Below are 16404 nucleotides of genomic sequence, written 5' to 3'. Positions count from 1 at the left end.
GCACCCCACCCCGAGTTCCAGGGGTGGGGTGTTTTCGCGTGCGGCCGCGGCGAACTGTTGACGAACCTCTCAGGGCAGTGCAATCTCTGACTACCGCCCCGCAAGAAGTTAGCAAGATCCCGCAATTTCAATAGACCTCTTGTCGGTGCGGCACCCGTCCGTCCCCCCGCCCCGAACGACGGAGGACTACCGCATGCCTCGGAAGAACCAGCCCGCCTGGCGGCTCCTGGTCGGTCTGCTCGCGGCCGCGCTCATCGTGGCCGGCCTGCTGCCCGGATCCGCAAAAGCAGCTGTGACCGCCAATCTCGCCAAGACTCTGTCGGCTTCCAGTTCGCTCGGTGCGTACCCGAGCGGCAACGCCGCCGACGCCAACCAGAACTCCTACTGGGAGAGCTCCAACAGCACCCTCCCACAGTGGATCCAGGCCGATCTCGGCGCCGTCACCGACGTCAACCAGGTGACCCTGAAGCTGCCCGCTTCCTGGGGCGCCCGAACGCAGACCCTCACCGTCCAGAGCAGCGCGAACGGATCCTCGTTCAGCACTGTCGTCGGCAGTACGGCGTACAACTTCGCGCCGGCCGCGAACAACACCGTCACCATCGACTTCGCCACCACGTCGGCCCGCTACGTCCGGCTGACCGTCACGGCGAACACCGGTTGGCCGGCCGCACAACTGTCGGAGTTCGACCTGGCCGGGCCTGGTGGCGGGCCGGTGGAGCCTCCGACCGGTACGAATCTCGCCGCCGGGAAGCCGATCGAGGCGTCGTCTTCTGCGTTCGACTTCGTCGCCACGAACGCGAACGACAGCAGCATCAGTACGTACTGGGAGTCCAACGGCTACCCGGCCACGCTGACCGTCAAGCTCGGCGCGAACGCCGACCTCAGCTCGATCGTGGTGAAGCTCAATCCCGACCCGGTCTGGGGGCCGCGGACGCAGAGCATCCAGGTGCTCGGCCGGGAGCAATCCGCCACCGGCTTCACGTCGCTGGTGGCGCGGACCGACTACCAGTTCAGCTCGTCCGGCAACCAGAACTCGATCACCATCCCGGTGACCGGCCAGTACGCCGACGTCCGGCTGCAGTTCTTCAGCAACACCGGCGCGCCCGGCGGCCAGGTCGCCGACTTCCAGGTCTTCGGTACGGCGGCGCCGAACCCGGACCTCGTGGTCACCTCGGTCACCTGGAGCCCGGCCAACCCGACCGAGACCACGCCGATCACCTTGTCGGCCACGGTCAAGAACTCCGGCACCGCGGCCGCACCGGCGAGCAGTCTGAACTTCCTCCTCGGCGTCTCGGTCGCCGGCACGGCCTCCGTCGGCGCGCTCGCGGCCGGCGCCTCGGCCACTGTCACAGCCAGCGCCGGAACCCGTGCCCAAGGCAACTACACGGTCGCCGCGGTGGCCGATCCCACCAACGCCGTCGTCGAGCAGAACGACACCAACAACACCCTCGAGTCATCGACCCAGTTGACTGTCGGCCAGGCAGCCGGCCCGGATCTCCAAGTCACCGCGATCACCTCCAACCCGGCCAACCCGTTACCCGGCGCCCAGGTCTCCTTCACCGTCGCGGTGAACAACCGCGGTACGGCGGCCTCCGGGGCCACCAGCGTCACCCGGCTCACCGTCGGCACCACCACGCTCAACACGAACACCGCCTCGATCGCGGCCGGTGCGACCGTGACTGTCGCGATGACCGGCACCTGGACGGCGACCAACGGCGGCGCCACCCTGACCGCTGTCGCCGACGCGACCAACACCGTTGCTGAGACCAACGAGACCAACAACTCGCTCAGCCGGTCGATCGTGGTCGGCCGCGGGGCCGCGCTGCCGTACACGTCGTACGAGGCGGAAGCAGCCGACTACAACGGCGCGCTGCTCACTGCGGATGCGTTGCGGACCTTCGGGCACACCAACTTCGCCACCGAGTCGTCCGGCCGGCAGTCGATCCGGCTGAACTCGACCGGCCAGTTCGTCGAGTTCACCTCGACCGTGCCGACCAACTCGATCGTGGTCCGCAACTCGATCCCCGACTCGGCCAACGGGCAGGGCCTCGAGGCGACCATCAGCCTGTACGTCAACGGGGTCTACAAGCAGAAGCTGAACCTGTCGTCGCGTCACAGCTGGCTCTACGGCAACAGCGACGGACCCGAGGCGCTCACCAACACCCCCGGCGGTGACGCGCGCCGTCTCTTCGACGAATCACATGCGCTTCTCGGGACGTCGTACCCGGTCGGCACCAAGTTCAAGTTGCAACGCGACTCCGGCGACGACGCCGGGTTCTACATCATCGACACGATCGACCTGGAGCAGGTCGCCCCGGCGCTCACCCAGCCGTCCGGCTGTACGTCGATCACCCAGTACGGCGCGGTGCCGAACGACGGGGTCGACGACGCGGACGCGATCCAGCGGGCCGTCACCGACGACCAGAACGGCGTGATCAGCTGTGTCTGGATCCCGGCCGGCCAGTGGCGGCAGGAGAAGAAGATCCTCACCGACGACCCGCTGAACCGGGGTCAGTACAACCAGGTCGGGATCAGCAACACCACCATCCGCGGCGCTGGCATGTGGCACTCCCAGCTCTACTCGACCATCGAGCCGCAGAACGCCGGCGGGATCAACCATCCGCACGAGGGCAACTTCGGTTTCGACATCGACAAGAATGTGCAGTTGTCGGATATCGCGATCTTCGGATCCGGCCGGATCCGCGGCGGTGACGGCAATGCCGAGGGTGGTGTGGCGCTGAACGGCCGGTTCGGTACCGGGACCAAGGTCAGCAACGTCTGGATCGAACACGCCAATGTCGGGGTCTGGGTCGGCCGCGACTACGACAACATCCAGGAGTTGTGGGGACCCGGCGACGGGCTGGAGTTCAGCGGGATGCGGATCCGCGACACCTACGCCGACGGGATCAACTTCGCCAACGGCACCCGCAACTCGAAGGTGTTCAACTCGTCCTTCCGTACCACCGGCGATGACGCGCTGGCGGTCTGGGCCAGCAAGTACGTCAAGGACCAGTCGGTCGACATCGGCCACGACAACGCGTTCACCAACAACACGATCCAGCTGCCGTGGCGCGCCAACGGCATCGCGATCTACGGCGGCTACGGCAACAAGATCGAGAACAACCTGATCTACGACACGATGAACTACTCCGGCATCATGCTGGCGACCGACCACGACCCGTTGCCGTTCTCCGGGACGACGCTGATCGCCAACAACGCGCTGTATCGCTGTGGCGGGGTGTTCTGGAACGAGGACCAGGAGTTCGGTGCGATCACGCTGTTCCCGTCGAACCTGCCGATCACCGGGGTGACGATCCGCGACACCGAGATCCACGACTCGACGTACGACGGGATCCAGTTCAAGACCGGCGGCGGTGAGATGCCGAACGTGGCCCTCACCAATATCCGGATCGACAAGTCGAACAACGGCTCCGGCATCCTTGCGATGGGCGGCGCGCGGGGCAACGCGGTGCTGAGCAATGTCACCGTCACGAACTCGCGCGACGGCGACATCGTGAAGGAACCCGGCTCCACGTTCACCTTCACCGGCCAGTAGCCCCGGCAACGTCACTGGGCAACGTCACTGGGCAACGTCACTGGGCAACGTCACTGGGCGGCGGCCCCGGCGCGGTGGCTTCCCGAGCCCCCGCACCCCGTCCGAGGGTGCGGGGGCGCTCACCCCCGGTCGCGTTCGTTGCGCCGGGCGGTAGACGCGGACGTGGTCGAGCTACATCGACTCGGTGGTCACGTCAGGCGGGATCTTCGCGTAGACGAAGAGATCGAGGATGAGGGCGTCGCCGGTACTGGAGTACGCGCCCTGGCAGAATCTTCCGTCAGAATTTGACGGTCAAACGGTCGCTTGAGTGCTGCTCGGTTGTCAAGCCTCGGACATCGTCTGGGTGCCGATCACGCTGAGCAGGCGCAGCGATTGCTCGGAGGGTGAGCCGGGTTCGGTGGTGTAGAGGATGACGCGCTGGTCGCGCTCGGGGACGACGAGCACTTCGCAGATCACGTCGATCCGGCCGACGGTGGGGTGGTAGATCGTCTGGCACATGCTGTGCTGCCGGGACACGTCGTGGAACGACCAGATCGTGGCGAACTCCTCGCTCCCCGCGCACAGGTCCGCGACCAGCTCGGCGATCGCGGGGTCGTTCGGATACCTGCCGGTCGCCGCTCGCAGGTCCGCCGCGGCCTCGAAGGCGAAGTCGTGGGTCGCCCGCTCGCCGAACCGCTCGGCCTGCCGATCGCCGGACAGGAACCGCAGCCGGAGCAGGTTGCGCTGTTTCACCGGCAACGCGGAGAAGTCCGTGATCAGGGCGGCGGACAGCGGGTTCCAGGCGAGGACGTCGTACTTCGCGTCGAGGACCAGGCCGGGGACGTCGAGCCGCGCCAGCATCCGCAGGATGCCGATCCGCACGTCACTCGGTGGGCCGGGCGGCGGGCCAGGCTGCTCACCCGCGAGGCGGAACAGGTGGTCGCGCTGGTCGTCGTTCAGCCGCAGCGCGCGGGCGAGACCGGTCAGCACCGGCCGGGAGGGGCGTGGACCGCGACCCTGCTCGAGCCGGGTGTAGTAGTCGGTCGACATGGTGGCCAGGCTCGCGACCTCCTCCCGGCGCAGCCCGGGCGTCCGCCGCCGCAGGCCTGCGGGCAGGCCGACCTCGGCGGGCTTCAGCGCCTCCCGCCGTACCCGTAAGAACTCCGCGAGCTGTCCCCGATCCATGACCCAAGGATTCCAGCCGCGGCAAACCTCAACCAGGGACTGTCGATCCCAGGTTCAGCTCGCTCTGCCTGAGTACGCCGGACGGCCGCAGCCTGGACCGCATGGACACGAACAAGATCGCCCTCGTCACGGGCGCCAACACAGGCATCGGCAAGGAGATCGCACGGCAGCTCGGGCAGGCCGGGTTCACCGTGCTGGCCGGATCCCGGGATCTGGCCCGAGGTGAGCTCGCGGCGAAGGAGTTGGTTGCCGAGGGCTACGAAGCGGCAGCAGTGAAACTGGAGGTGACGGACGAGGAATCGGTGCGGGCGGCGGCCGGCTGGATCGAGGAGAAGTACGGGCGGCTCGACGTACTGGTGAACAACGCAGCCATCATCCCGCCGGGCGACGACGCGGTGTCGCGGGTGGCGGGCGACGTACTGCGGGAGGCGTTCGAGACGAATGTGATCGGGCTGGTCGGGGTGACCCAGGCGATGCTGCCGTTGCTGCGGACGGCGGAGCGAGCGCGGATCGTGAACCTGTCGACCGCACTGGCGTCGTTCGAGCTGGTCGGGGATCCGGAGTCGCGGATGTCGACGATCCTGACCTTGGGCTACAACGCGTCGAAGGCGGCGGTGAACATGGTGACCGTGATGCTCGCCAACGAGTTGCGCGGGACCGGGATCCTGGTGAACGCGGCCGATCCCGGCAACTGCGCAACCGACATGGGTGGGTGGGATGCGCCGCGCACACCACAACAGGGCGCGGCTGTTGCGGTGCGGTTCGCGACGCTCGGCGCTGACGGTCCAACCGGCGAGGTGCACGCCGAGGAAGGACGGTTGCCTTGGTGATCAGACCAGAGCGCCGGACCAAGCGAGTGCCTGCTTGAGCAGCTGTCCGCGGCCACCTTCGAGGTCGGCCAGCAGGCTCGGCTCGAGGGCCTCTTTCGGGGTCAGCCAGGTGAGTTCGAGCGCGTCCTGGCGCGGGTTGCATTCGCCGGTCACCGGTACGACGTACACGAGGGCGACGGCGTGCTGACGCGGGTCGTGCAGCGGGGTGACACCGGGCAGCGGGAAGTACTCGGCGACGGTGAACGGGACCGGGCTGACCGGCAGCCGTGGGAACGCGGCCGGGCCGAGATCCTTCTCGATGTTGCGCTGCAGGGCGTCACGGATCGACTCTCCGTGGAAGACGCGACCCGACACCAGGGTCCGGGTGATCTGGCCGGTCGCGGCCGATCCGCGCAGCAGCACCCCGACGTGCTCGATCTGCCCGGCGGCATCGACGCGGGTCGGGACGGCCTCGACGTACAGGATCGGCACCCGTGAGCGTGTCTCTTCGAGCGCGAACTCGGACAGCCAACCGGGGTTCGGGTCAGGGGTGCGAAGGGAACTCATGGTGACATCTTTGCCCACCGCCCCGAACGCCCGCTCGGCCAGCCCCACGTCCGCGCGTCGCCGCTCCACCGCCGGCCGCGGTCGACAGGTCGGCCGCGGCCGATCGGTCAGTCGCGGTCGACCCGCTGGCCACGGTCGAACCGTCAGCCGTGGTCGAACCGTCAGCCGCGCTTGTCCCGCCGGCCGCGGCCGCTCTGCCGGTTGCCCTGGTCGGGCGCCTCGCCGGTGCAGTGCTACGGGCGGAAGGTCGAGCGGTAGCGGGATGGGCTGAGACCGAAGACGGCGTGGAAGCGTCGGCTGGCATGACTGGGGTCGTGCCAGCCGACCATCGCGCCGATCGTCGCGATCGGCAGATCCGTCTCGATCAGCAGACCGGCGGCGCGCTCGGCGCGGATCCGGTTGAGGTAGGCCATCGGTGAGATCCCGGCGGTCCGCCCGAACAGGCGGATCAGGTAGCTGGGAGCGAGGTTCACCGCAGCGGCCAGCCGGTCGAGCGTCCACGGTTCGTCGATACTTGCCTCCAGCAATCTCATCGCGTGCTGGACGGCCGGGTGCGCCGGGTACGGCGCTGTGTCGCCGGGGATCAGCGCTCCGGACAGGAAGGCGAAGATGTCCGCTCCGAGATAGGCGTTGCGCACCACCAGCCCGTCACAGCCGGTGTACCCGTGCCACTCGCCCGGCCGGAGGACGACGACCGAGTCGCGCTGGAGCGGTACCTCGCCGGCGGCCGAGAGATGGATGCCCCGCCCGGCGAGGACGACGGCGATCTCGAAGAACGCGTGACTGTGCGGAGCCACGTCGGCCACGAGTTCGATACGGTCGCCGGCGACCGGCAGGCGCTGGTCGGGGAAGACCTCGCTGCTGAGGATCTCGTGCACATCGACCACCTGTCAGGTCAAGATCAGTCAAGTATCGGTCAACGGTTGCCTGTCTCCGGGAGGCGATCCGGGCGAGGCTGGAACTACCAACCTGGCCACGGATTCCGAGGAGCCTACCGATGACCACCACCGACCCTACGACAGCCGTCACCCTGGACGAAGAGACCATTTCGGCCTATCGCCGCGACGGCGTCGTCCGGATCCGGAACATCATCACCGCCGACGAGGCGGCCCGCTTCCGGGACGCGGCCACGGCTGCGACCAGAGTCGCTGAGGACAACTTCACCGGCTCGGCGATCTTCAACCAGTACGTCAACATCTGGCGACAGGACGACGTACTCCGCGAACTCACCCTGGACTCGCGACTCGCCGCCGCGGCGACCGCGCTGGCCGGGGTGCCGCTGCGGTTGTGGCACGACCAGTTGCTGATCAAGCCTCCGCACAACGGCGCGGCGACCGAGTTCCACCAGGACGCGCCGTACTGGCCGCATGGTGGTTCGCGGCACTCGTTGTCGGTGTGGGTGGCGCTGGTCGACGTACCGGTGGAGCGCGGATGCATGACCTTCATCCCGGGGTCGCACGACCACAAGGATCTGCGCCGACAGGATCTGTCCGATCGGGACGACCTGTTCCGGGCGTCGCCCGATCTGCGCTGGGAGGAGCGCACGACGATCCCGCTGCGGGCCGGTGACTGCACCTTCCACAACGCGTACCTGGCGCACTCCGCGACGCCCAACCTGACCGACGACCCACGGATCGCGCACGTGGCGATCTACATCGACGCCGAGGCGACGTACACGGGTGCGGCCCATGTCGTCACCGACGGGCTCGGGCTGACCGTCGGCGAGCCGCTCGAGCACGAACTCTTCCCTCGGGTCTGAATATTTTCACGTCGTGACATAAGTTGTCAGGGTGCGTCTGCTCACTGACATCCGGCCGCTGCGCGAGTCCGCCGACTTCCGCAGGTTGTGGATCGGATCGACGGTGTCGCAGCTCGGCCAGCAGATGACCGCGGTAACCGTGTCGATCCAGGTGTACGCGCTGACGCACTCCACCTTCGCGGTCGGGCTGGTCGGGCTGTGCTCACTGGTCCCGCTGATCGTGTTCGGGCTGTACGGCGGGGCGATGGCCGATGCGATCGATCGTCGTACCCTCGCCCTCGCCTCGTCGACCGGGCTCTGGCTGCTGTCGATGGTCCTGGTGGTGCAGTCCCAGCTGAACTGGAACCAGGTGTGGGTCCTGTACGCCGTCGTCGCCTGCCAGTCGGCGTGCTTCGCGGTGAACAACCCGGCGCGGTCGGCGATCATCCCGCGGCTGATCCGGCCGGCGTTGCTGCCGGCCGCGAACACGCTCAGCCAGGCCGCGTTCAACCTGGGCTTCACCGCCGGGCCGCTCCTGGGTGCGGCGGTGATCGCCTGGCACGGGTTCGCGGCGGCGTACCTGATCGACGTACTGACCTTCACCGCGGCGCTCTACGCGTTGTTCCGGTTGCCGTCGGTGCCGCCGACGGGTGACGTCCGCCGGGCTGGGTTGCGGTCGGTGCTCGAAGGGTTCACCTTCCTGCGGGCGGCGCCTGCGCTGCTGGCGACGTTCCTGGCGGACATCCTGGCGATGGTGTTCGCCCAGCCCCGGGCGCTGTTCCCAGCGGTCGCGGGTGCGTTCTTCGGCGGGGGAGTCCGGACGGTCGGCCTGCTGCAGGCGGCTCCGGCGATCGGGGCGCTGGTCGGCGTGCTCTTCTCCGGCTGGGTGAGCAGGGTACGACGTCAAGGCGTGGCGATCGTGGTCGCGATCACGGTCTATGCCGCGGCGGTCGGACTGTTCGGGCTGTCCCGGACGATCTGGCTGGGGGTCGCGCTGCTCGCGTTGTCCGGGGCGGCCGACATGGTCAGCTCGGCGTACCGGAACACGATCCTGCAGTCGGCCGCGCCGGACGCGATGCGCGGCCGGCTCCAGGGTGTCTTCATCGTGGTCGTGGCCGGCGGCCCACGCCTGGGTGACTTCGTCGCGGGGACGACGGCATCCCTGACCACCCCGACGATCGCGCTCCTCGGCGGCGCGGCCGTCTGCATCGCCGGACTGATGCTGCTCCTCGCCCGGAACCGGCCGTTCCGGGTGTACGACTCGAAGACCCGCGCGCTCAGCTAGGAGACTCAGCCGCCGGTGATGAGCTTCTTCACCACGGTCGGCCAGGAGTCCACGTCCGGGTTGATCCGCTCCATCGGCTTGTCGTCGACGGTGACCACCTGCCGGTCGCCCAGCGGCTTCTTGAGCTTGAACGCCGTCAGCGAGACGTTGTCCTCGTTCGGGCAGGGCTGGTTGGCGTCGACCAGAACGACGACCTTGTCCTCTTCCTCCATGATCCGCAGGTCGAGGTTGCAGCTCAGGCCGGTCCCGACCAGCAGGTCGGCCTCGTCGTACTTGGGTGCGTTCTGGATCCAGCGCAGGTACGTCGGCTTCTTCTTGTGCACCACCTGGTACGCCTTGACCGGTTGCTGCGTGTCCTCGTTCGCCTCGCCCTGGCCGTCGCCGAAGAAGCTGCCGTAGATCATGTTGATGCACGGGTCCTCGGCCGGCTTGCCGTCGCTCGCGCCCCAGGCCTTGGCCGCCTGGTAGCAGGCGTTCGCCTCCCGGTTGAGGGAGACGTTGAAACCGAACAGGCCGACCGCGGCCGCCACCAGGACGCCGGCAAGCATCCGCCGCGACTTGATCTGCTGCGGGCCGAGGATGCCGGCCGGTCGCTGGGCCTGCTCACCCTGCTGCTGAGCCTGGCCCGGGGCCTGGCTCTGCGCCTGATGCTGGGCCTGATTCTGCGCCTGATTCTGGGCCTGACCTTGGGCCTGACCGTGGGCCTGATCAGGGGCCGGTTCCGCGTCCTCCGGGAACTGCCGGAACAGGGCCAGGATCGAGCTGGTCCACTGCGGATTGATCAGCGTGGGGATCGCGTAGAGCAGGATCAGCCCGATGATGACGGCGATGGCGGGGAGGAGCGCCCAGTAATTTCGCACGGCAGCAAGATACGGGGCCATCGGGCCGTGCCCGAAAAACGGATACGCTTCGGAGGTGCCCGCAGAGACGTCCCAGACCCTCGACCGGGGACTTACTGTCCTCGAGTTGCTCGCGGATGCCCCGGACGGCCTGTCGATTACGGAGCTGGCCGCCGCTCTGGGGGTCAGCCGGACCGTGGTCTACCGCCTGGTGAACACGCTGGAGCTGCATCGGCTGGTCCGGCGCGACAGCGAAGGCCGGGCCCGCCTCGGTCTCGCCGTCCTGCACTACAGCCGTCGCGTTCAGCCCACGCTTCGTGACGCTGCGTTGCCGGTACTGCGCTCGCTCGCGGAGGACACCGGTGCCACCGCCCACCTGACGGTGGCGGATGGTGACGAAGCTCTCGCCATCGCGGTCATCGAGCCGAGCTGGACCGACTTCCACGTGTCGTACCGGATGGGGTCCCGGCACGCGCTCGACCAGGGCGCCGCCGGGAAGGCGATCCTGGCCGGCCGCCGCAAGCCCGACCCGGCCGGCCGCCCGTTCGTCGTCACCTCCGGCGAACTCCAGGCCGGCGCCCAAGGCGTGTCCTCACCGGTTCTCGGCGTTCCCGGCGTCGAAGCGTCCATCGGCGTCGTAGTCCTCGGCAAACTCGACCGCGACTTCGTCGGCCCCCGAGTAGCCCGAGCCGCAGTAGAAGTAGCCAAACGCCTCGCCTGACCCACCCCACCTCCGCTACCGCCGGTCTCCCCGCTACCCGCCGGTCTCGCCACACCCCGCCGGTCTGCCCGCACCGCTGCCGGTCTCCGCGCACCCGCGCCGGTCTGCCCACACCCCGCCCGGGGCGCGCGGCGCGCCGGGCGGGTCAGCTTCTTGTTGCGGCTTCCACCAGCGGTAACACCCGGTGCTGGATCTGTTCGGCCAGGGCGATCACCGTTGAGGCTCTTTGGATGCCGCGGACGATGACCACCTGGTCGATGACGCGTTGGAGGTCGGCGTTCGAGCGGGCCACGATGCGGCACCAGAGGTCTTCGGCGCCGGTGATGGTGTGGACCTCGAGGACCTCGGGGATGCGGGCCAGGGCCTCGGCGACCGTCGTATGACCTGAGCCCTGCTCGATCTGCAGCGTCGCGAACGCCGTCACCGGGTAGCCGATCGCCGTGGTGTCGATGTCCGGCCCCCACCCGCGCACCACCCCGTCGCGCTGCAACCGGTCCAGCCGTGCCTGCACCGTCCCCCGCGCGACCCCCAGCCGCCGCGACGCCTCCAGCACACCGACCCGCGGCTCGGCCGCGAACAACCCCAGGATCCGGGCGTCCAGCGCATCCACCGACATACCAAACCTCCCGAGGTGGTCAGCCTGACCAAATGGTCCAGCAACAACCGCACAATACTGCACAACCTGCCCACTGAAACAAGGAACTGTTGCGCAACCTGCCTCCCTCCGACCAGGCTCAGCGGCACGAACCCGAACCGGGAGGACCACGATGACCAGCACCGACCTCACCCCCGCAGAGCTCGACGCCGATCTCGACCTCGACCAGTTGAAGCAGCTCGTCGGCCTGGTGCCGTACGACGAGAGCACCGACCCGTTCCCCGTTACCGCGATGGACGCCGTGGTGTTCGTGGTCGGCAACGCCACCCAGACCGCGAAGTACTACCAGCTCGCCTTCGGGATGGACCTGGTCGCGTACTCCGGCCCCGAGACGGGCAACAAGGACAACAAGGCATTCGTGCTCAAGGCCGGTTCGGCCCGCTTCGTCATCACCGGCGGGGTCAGCCCGAAGAGCCCGCTGCTCGACCACCACCGCCGGCACGGCGACGGCGTGGCCGACCTCGCGCTCGAGGTCCCGGACGTGGACAAGTGCATCAAGCACGCCCGCACGCAGGGCGCCGTCGTCCTCGAGGAGCCGAACGACGTCACCGACGAGCACGGCACCATCCGGCGGGCCGCGATCGCGGCGTACGGCGACACCCGGCACACGCTGATCGACCGGAGCAGGTACGACGGCCCGTACCTGCCAGGGTTCGTTGCCGCGACCACCCAGGTGACCCGGCCAGAAGGACACCCGAAGCGGCTGTTCCAGGCGGTCGACCACGTGGTCGGCAACGTCGAGCTCGGCAAGATGGACGAGTGGGTCGGCTTCTACAACAAGGTGATGGGCTTCGTGAACATGGCGGAGTTCATCGGCGACGACATCGCCACCGACTACTCGGCGCTGATGAGCAAGGTGGTGGCCAACGGCAATCACCGGGTCAAGTTCCCGCTGAACGAGCCGGCCATCGCGAAGAAGAAGTCGCAGATCGACGAGTTCCTGGAGTTCTACGACGGCGCCGGCGCCCAGCACATCGCGCTGGCGACGAACGACATCCTGCGCACCGTCGACATCATGCGGGCCAACGGTGTGGAGTTCCTCAACACACCCGACTCGTACTACGACGACCCGGAACTGCGGGCCCGGATCGGCCAGGTGCGGGTGTCGATCGAGGAGCTGAAGACGCGCGGCATCCTGGTCGACCGGGACGAGGACGGCTACCTGCTGCAGATCTTCACCAAGCCGATCGGCGACCGGCCGACGGTGTTCTACGAACTGATCGAGCGGCACGGCTCGCTCGGCTTCGGCAAGGGCAACTTCAAGGCCCTGTTCGAGGCCATCGAGCGCGAACAAGAGCGCCGCGGCAACCTTTAACTCTCCCCAGTTCGTTCGTGGGTTGCCCCCGAAGATGAGGGGTTGCCCGCTCGGAATCTGAGGGGGCAACCCCCCATCTCAAGGGACATCCCCTGAGATGGGGGGTTCGCCGACGGGGTGGTTAAGCGGTTACCGAGCGGAGGAACCTTGCCGGGAGCAACTGGATACGGCGTGTCGCCGTCCGATTACCGTAATGACTGTTGGGGCAGGGGCTGTTCGCGTAGTGTGCCCGGTGAATGTGCGTCGGGGCGTACATTCAGGAAGGGTTTCGTCATGAAGACACTGGGCATTCTGCTCAGCACCGCGGGCCTGGCCGGGGTGGGCGCGTTCGCCCTCGCCGCGACGCCGGCCCAGGCGGCCGAAGCCGCCACCTGCTCTGGCGCGAAGTCCATCTCGTCGGCGCCGATGCTGCGCGATCACAGACCACCCAGCTGGGGCACCGTCCGCCTGGTCCGGGACAGCTGTTTCCAGTACTGGGCCGAGGTCAGCATGGCCTCACCGATGCCGGCGAACGCGAAGGCCAACGCCTACCTGGTCCAGTACGGCGGCGCCAACAACGGCCGCGTGCTCAGCTGTGACAGCAGCGGCGGCAACGGCTCGGTGGTCAGGGGCCAGCGGACCTGCCGGACACCGAAGGTGAAGGCGACCGCCGGCCGTATCACCTTCGCCGCGATCGGCCGCGAGTTCCACAACTACGGCGGTGGCTACGAGGAGATCTCGGAGAACGCCACCTCCCGCACCCGCTGACAACCTGTCCTGATCCGGACACCCAGCCCGTGCGCACAACTGCTCGGTAATCACTAGGCTCGACCGTATGAGTGACGTTGTCGACCAGTTGCGGCAGGCGTTGCCACCGGAAGCGTTGGTGACGGACCCGGATCGGATGGAGAGTTTCCGGTACGACCGGGCGATGTTCTGCCCGGCCGGGATGCCGCTCGCCGTCGTGCTCGCCCGGGAGACCGCGCACGTGCAGGCGGCAGTGCGGATCGCGGCCGAGGCGGGTGTGCCCGTCGTACCGCAGGGGGCCCGGTCCGGGCTGTCCGGTGCGGCGAACGCGCTTGACGGGTGCATCGTGATCTCGCTGGAGAAGATGGACCGGATCCTGGCGATCGAGCCGGTCGACCGGTACGTCGTCACCCAGCCCGGCGTGTTCAACGCCGTCCTGTCCCGCGCGGTCGCCGAGCAGGGACTGTTCTACCCGCCGGACCCGTCCAGCTGGGAGTTCTGCTCGATCGGCGGCAACCTGTCCACGAACTCCGGCGGCCTGTGCTGCGTGAAGTACGGCGTGACGACCGACTACGTCCTCGGGCTGGAAGTGGTCCTCGCGGACGGCCGGGTGATGCGCACCGGTCGTCGTACCGTCAAAGGCGTCGCCGGCTACGACCTGACCAAGCTGATCGTCGGCAGCGAGGGCACGCTTGGCATCATCACCGAGGCGACGCTGGCGCTGCGCCCGCAGACGGCCCGGCCGCGGACGATGGCAGCCCTGTTCGACACGAGTGTCGCGGCCGGTCAGGCGATCACCGAGATCATCCGCAGCGGCGTATCGCTGAGCCTGCTGGAGATCATGGACCGGACCACGATCGCCGCCGTGAACCAGTACAAGCGGATGGACCTGCCGACCGAGGCAGCCGCGATGCTGCTGGCCCAGTCGGACGCGGGTGGCGAGGCGGGCGCGGCCGATGTCGCGACGGTGGCCAAGCTGTGCCGCGACCACGGCGCGATCGAGTGCATCGAGGCAGAGGACCCGGCCGAGGGTGAGCTGTTGCTGGAGGCCCGGCGGGCGGCGCTGATCGCGCTCGACCAGTTGGGTACGACGATGATCGACGACGTCTGCGTGCCACGGTCCCGGCTGGCGGAGTTCATCGGACTGATCGAGGGGGTCGCGACCGAGCTCGACATCACTGTCGGTGTGCTCGGGCATGCTGGTGACGGCAACATGCATCCGACGGTGGTCTTCGACGCGACCGACCCGGACCAGGCCGAGCGGGCGCAGCAGGCGTTCGACCGGATCATGGAGGTGGGGCTCGAGCTCGGCGGCACGATCACCGGTGAGCACGGCGTCGGCGTCCTGAAGCGGACCTGGCTGGCCGAGGAGATCGGCCCGGTCGCGATCGACGTCCACCGGGCGATCAAGACCGCGCTGGACCCGAAGAACATCCTCAATCCGGGCAAGGTGGTGGCGGACGAAGGGCTGTGATCGGAGGAAAGCCGTCGCCGATCGGCCGCTGTGACCCAACCGCAACGGAACTGCCGAGGCCATACGACGTCCATGGCCGTCGAATGTGACGTCCGGCCAGCACTATGGAAGGTAGTTGTCTGAATCTCTCGGGGGAATCGATGAGGCAGGGTAGGAGGCGCCCTATGCGCATGTGGCGATCCGCCTCCCCTGCGGCGGTACGTCGTACCACGCTGCCCGCCTTCGTCACGCTGATCGCACTGGTCGGCCTGTCCGCCTGCGCGAACGGCAGCGGCCTGCGGGTCGAGGGCGCCGAGGCGTCGCCGAGCAGCGGTACGTCGTCAACCCCGCCGTCGGTGATGGGCACCACCGAAGGGGTCGCGCCAGAGCCGAAGCGGACGCCCGCGGTGGCCGTCGATCTGCACCAGGTCCGCCTGAAACTGCTCGCCGACAAGCACCTGCCGCCGTACTGGCGGGACGTGCTCGCGAAATGCACGGTGATTTCGCGTTGCCTCAGCAGGGGTACGACCGTTGATGTATTGCACAGCGGTACACCCCAGCAGATTGTCCTGATCCACACCCTGGAGAATTTCGTCTTCGGCTTCTCTGTGATCGCCGTCGAGCCCTCGGGCCTGCGGCCGATCTGGAATCAGAGTGCCGATCTGCCGACGGTCAACGCCAGCCCGCAAGGTGACCTGGTGGTCGAGTCGAAGATCTTCACGATCGAGGACAAGCCCTGTTGCCCGTCGGGACGGCGGGTCGAGGTCTACCGTTGGAACGGCCGGCAGATGACCAAGGTGAGCTCGACGGACAACAAGGGAGACTGAAGTTCGGTGGTACCGGAAGAACCGGCAGCGCGCATCCTGATGGTCGAGGACGACGCGGTGATCCGTGAGGCAACCCAGTTGACCCTCGAGCGGCACGGCTACGACGTGACCACGGCCGAAGACGGCCTGGAGGCGATCGAACGCTTCGAGAAGATCCATCCGGATGTGGTGATGCTCGACATCATGCTGCCCGGACTGGACGGCATCTCGGTGTGTCGCCGGATCCGCGAGACCAGCACGGTCCCGATCGTGATGGTGTCCGCCCGCGGCGATGCGCTCGACGTCGTACTCGGGCTGGAAGCGGGCGCCGACGACTATGTGACCAAACCCTTCGACACCCAGGTCCTGGTGGCCCGGCTGCGCGCGGTGATGCGGCGCGCGGTGGCCGACCCGGAGCGACCGGCTCCCGCGGCCGGCTCGGGCGTGGAGTCGTTCGGCGATCTGGAGCTGGATCGGGAGGCATTGGAGGTACGACGCAGTGGTACGACCGTCCAGCTCACGCCGACCGAGCTCAAGCTGCTGATCGAGTTCGCAAACAACCCAGGTGTCGTGCTCAGCCGCTCCACCTTGCTGCAGCGGGTCTGGGACTACGAGTGGGGCGGCGACGGTCGGCTCGTCGACGTTCATCTGCAGCGGCTGCGGACCAAGATCGGCGCGGACCGGATCGAAACGGTCCGCGGGTTCGGATACAAGCTTCGGGCATAGTGTCCTCCGGAGAAGTAGCACCGACTGCTGACGGAAGGCACTGA

At 68.0% G+C, this 16404-nt stretch carries 15 protein-coding genes; 10 read left to right on the top strand and 5 right to left on the bottom strand.

The features are described 5' to 3' along the window. The first annotated feature begins 193 nt into the window (after positions 1-193). Positions 194-3556 (top strand): CARDB domain-containing protein, encoded by a 3363-nt coding sequence (locus EV652_RS22030; protein ID WP_132211070.1) that lies wholly within the window; start codon positions 194-196, stop codon positions 3554-3556. Positions 3557-3877: 321 nt separating this feature from the next. On the opposite strand, the gene EV652_RS22025 is transcribed toward EV652_RS22030, so the two are convergent. Beyond that, entirely contained in the window at positions 3878-4720 is an 843-nt protein-coding gene (locus EV652_RS22025) for a helix-turn-helix transcriptional regulator (protein ID WP_132211069.1), read from the bottom strand. Positions 4721-4821: 101 nt separating this feature from the next. On the opposite strand from EV652_RS22025, the gene EV652_RS22020 reads away from it, so the two are divergent. Beyond that, positions 4822-5550 carry an SDR family oxidoreductase gene (locus tag EV652_RS22020; RefSeq protein WP_132211068.1) on the top strand — a complete coding sequence of 243 codons (729 nt, stop codon included), beginning with the start codon at positions 4822-4824 and terminating at the stop codon, positions 5548-5550. On the opposite strand, the gene EV652_RS22015 is transcribed toward EV652_RS22020, so the two are convergent. Together EV652_RS22015 and EV652_RS22010 are read right to left on the bottom strand one after the other, a co-directional pair. Next, a complete protein-coding gene (locus tag EV652_RS22015) occupies positions 5551-6096 on the bottom strand; it encodes an NUDIX hydrolase family protein (protein WP_132211067.1) in 546 nt (181 codons plus the stop codon). Positions 6097-6329: 233 nt separating this feature from the next. Further along, positions 6330-6974 (bottom strand): AraC family transcriptional regulator, encoded by a 645-nt coding sequence (locus tag EV652_RS22010; protein WP_158441217.1) that lies wholly within the window; start codon positions 6972-6974, stop codon positions 6330-6332. Positions 6975-7093: 119 nt separating this feature from the next. On the opposite strand from EV652_RS22010, the gene EV652_RS22005 reads away from it, so the two are divergent. Together EV652_RS22005 and EV652_RS22000 are read left to right on the top strand one after the other, a co-directional pair. Further along, positions 7094-7855, top strand: a complete 762-nt coding sequence (locus EV652_RS22005; protein WP_132211065.1) for a phytanoyl-CoA dioxygenase family protein — start codon at positions 7094-7096, stop codon at positions 7853-7855. 31 nt (positions 7856-7886) lie between these two features. Further along, positions 7887-9119 carry an MFS transporter gene (locus EV652_RS22000; RefSeq protein ID WP_132211064.1) on the top strand — a complete coding sequence of 411 codons (1233 nt, stop codon included), beginning with the start codon at positions 7887-7889 and terminating at the stop codon, positions 9117-9119. Between the two features lie 5 nt (positions 9120-9124). Here EV652_RS22000 and EV652_RS21995 read toward each other — a convergent pair whose 3' ends face one another. Continuing rightward, on the bottom strand, positions 9125-9979 hold the full coding sequence (locus tag EV652_RS21995) for a hypothetical protein (RefSeq protein ID WP_199238358.1): 855 nt from the start codon (positions 9977-9979) through the stop codon (positions 9125-9127). A gap of 55 nt (positions 9980-10034) precedes the next feature. On the opposite strand from EV652_RS21995, the gene EV652_RS21990 reads away from it, so the two are divergent. Further along, on the top strand, positions 10035-10679 hold the full coding sequence (locus EV652_RS21990; RefSeq protein ID WP_132150562.1) for an IclR family transcriptional regulator: 645 nt from the start codon (positions 10035-10037) through the stop codon (positions 10677-10679). A gap of 145 nt (positions 10680-10824) precedes the next feature. On the opposite strand, the gene EV652_RS21985 is transcribed toward EV652_RS21990, so the two are convergent. Further along, a complete protein-coding gene (locus EV652_RS21985; RefSeq protein WP_132211062.1) occupies positions 10825-11295 on the bottom strand; it encodes an Lrp/AsnC family transcriptional regulator in 471 nt (156 codons plus the stop codon). 151 nt (positions 11296-11446) lie between these two features. On the opposite strand from EV652_RS21985, the gene hppD reads away from it, so the two are divergent. From hppD to cseB, 5 genes are all read left to right on the top strand, one after another. Next, a complete protein-coding gene (hppD, locus tag EV652_RS21980; protein ID WP_132211061.1) occupies positions 11447-12649 on the top strand; it encodes a 4-hydroxyphenylpyruvate dioxygenase in 1203 nt (400 codons plus the stop codon). Positions 12650-12922: 273 nt separating this feature from the next. Next, complete coding sequence (locus EV652_RS21975; RefSeq protein ID WP_132211060.1) at positions 12923-13396, top strand: DUF2690 domain-containing protein; 474 nt, start codon at positions 12923-12925, stop codon at positions 13394-13396. Positions 13397-13463: 67 nt separating this feature from the next. Further along, positions 13464-14849, top strand: a complete 1386-nt coding sequence (locus EV652_RS21970) for an FAD-binding oxidoreductase (protein WP_132211059.1) — start codon at positions 13464-13466, stop codon at positions 14847-14849. A 164-nt stretch (positions 14850-15013) separates the two neighbouring features. After that, entirely contained in the window at positions 15014-15655 is a 642-nt protein-coding gene (locus tag EV652_RS21965) for a hypothetical protein (RefSeq protein WP_242001911.1), read from the top strand. Between the two features lie 6 nt (positions 15656-15661). Then, on the top strand, positions 15662-16360 hold the full coding sequence (cseB, locus tag EV652_RS21960) for a two-component system response regulator CseB (RefSeq protein ID WP_132211058.1): 699 nt from the start codon (positions 15662-15664) through the stop codon (positions 16358-16360). Positions 16361-16404 lie beyond the last annotated feature (44 nt).

The organism is Kribbella steppae, assembly GCF_004342025.1.
GTDB classification, from domain to species: domain Bacteria; phylum Actinomycetota; class Actinomycetes; order Propionibacteriales; family Kribbellaceae; genus Kribbella; species Kribbella steppae.
The sequence above is the reverse complement of the archived record's forward strand: the minus strand, read 5'-3'. Positions and strand labels throughout refer to the sequence as shown.

Excerpts from the sequence above, each read along its gene's own strand:
- EV652_RS21985 (WP_132211062.1), bottom strand. The coding sequence starts at position 11,295 with ATGTCGGTGGATGCGCTGGACGCCCGGATCCTGGGGTTGTTCGCGGCC.
- EV652_RS21975 (WP_132211060.1), top strand. The coding sequence starts at position 12,923 with ATGAAGACACTGGGCATTCTGCTCAGCACCGCGGGCCTGGCCGGGGTG.
- EV652_RS22020 (WP_132211068.1), top strand. The coding sequence starts at position 4,822 with ATGGACACGAACAAGATCGCCCTCGTCACGGGCGCCAACACAGGCATC.
- EV652_RS21965 (WP_242001911.1), top strand. The coding sequence starts at position 15,014 with ATGCGCATGTGGCGATCCGCCTCCCCTGCGGCGGTACGTCGTACCACG.
- EV652_RS22025 (WP_132211069.1), bottom strand. The coding sequence starts at position 4,720 with ATGGATCGGGGACAGCTCGCGGAGTTCTTACGGGTACGGCGGGAGGCG.
- EV652_RS22030 (WP_132211070.1), top strand. The coding sequence starts at position 194 with ATGCCTCGGAAGAACCAGCCCGCCTGGCGGCTCCTGGTCGGTCTGCTC.
- EV652_RS21970 (WP_132211059.1), top strand. The coding sequence starts at position 13,464 with ATGAGTGACGTTGTCGACCAGTTGCGGCAGGCGTTGCCACCGGAAGCG.
- EV652_RS22015 (WP_132211067.1), bottom strand. The coding sequence starts at position 6,096 with ATGAGTTCCCTTCGCACCCCTGACCCGAACCCCGGTTGGCTGTCCGAG.
- EV652_RS22005 (WP_132211065.1), top strand. The coding sequence starts at position 7,094 with ATGACCACCACCGACCCTACGACAGCCGTCACCCTGGACGAAGAGACC.
- hppD (WP_132211061.1), top strand. The coding sequence starts at position 11,447 with ATGACCAGCACCGACCTCACCCCCGCAGAGCTCGACGCCGATCTCGAC.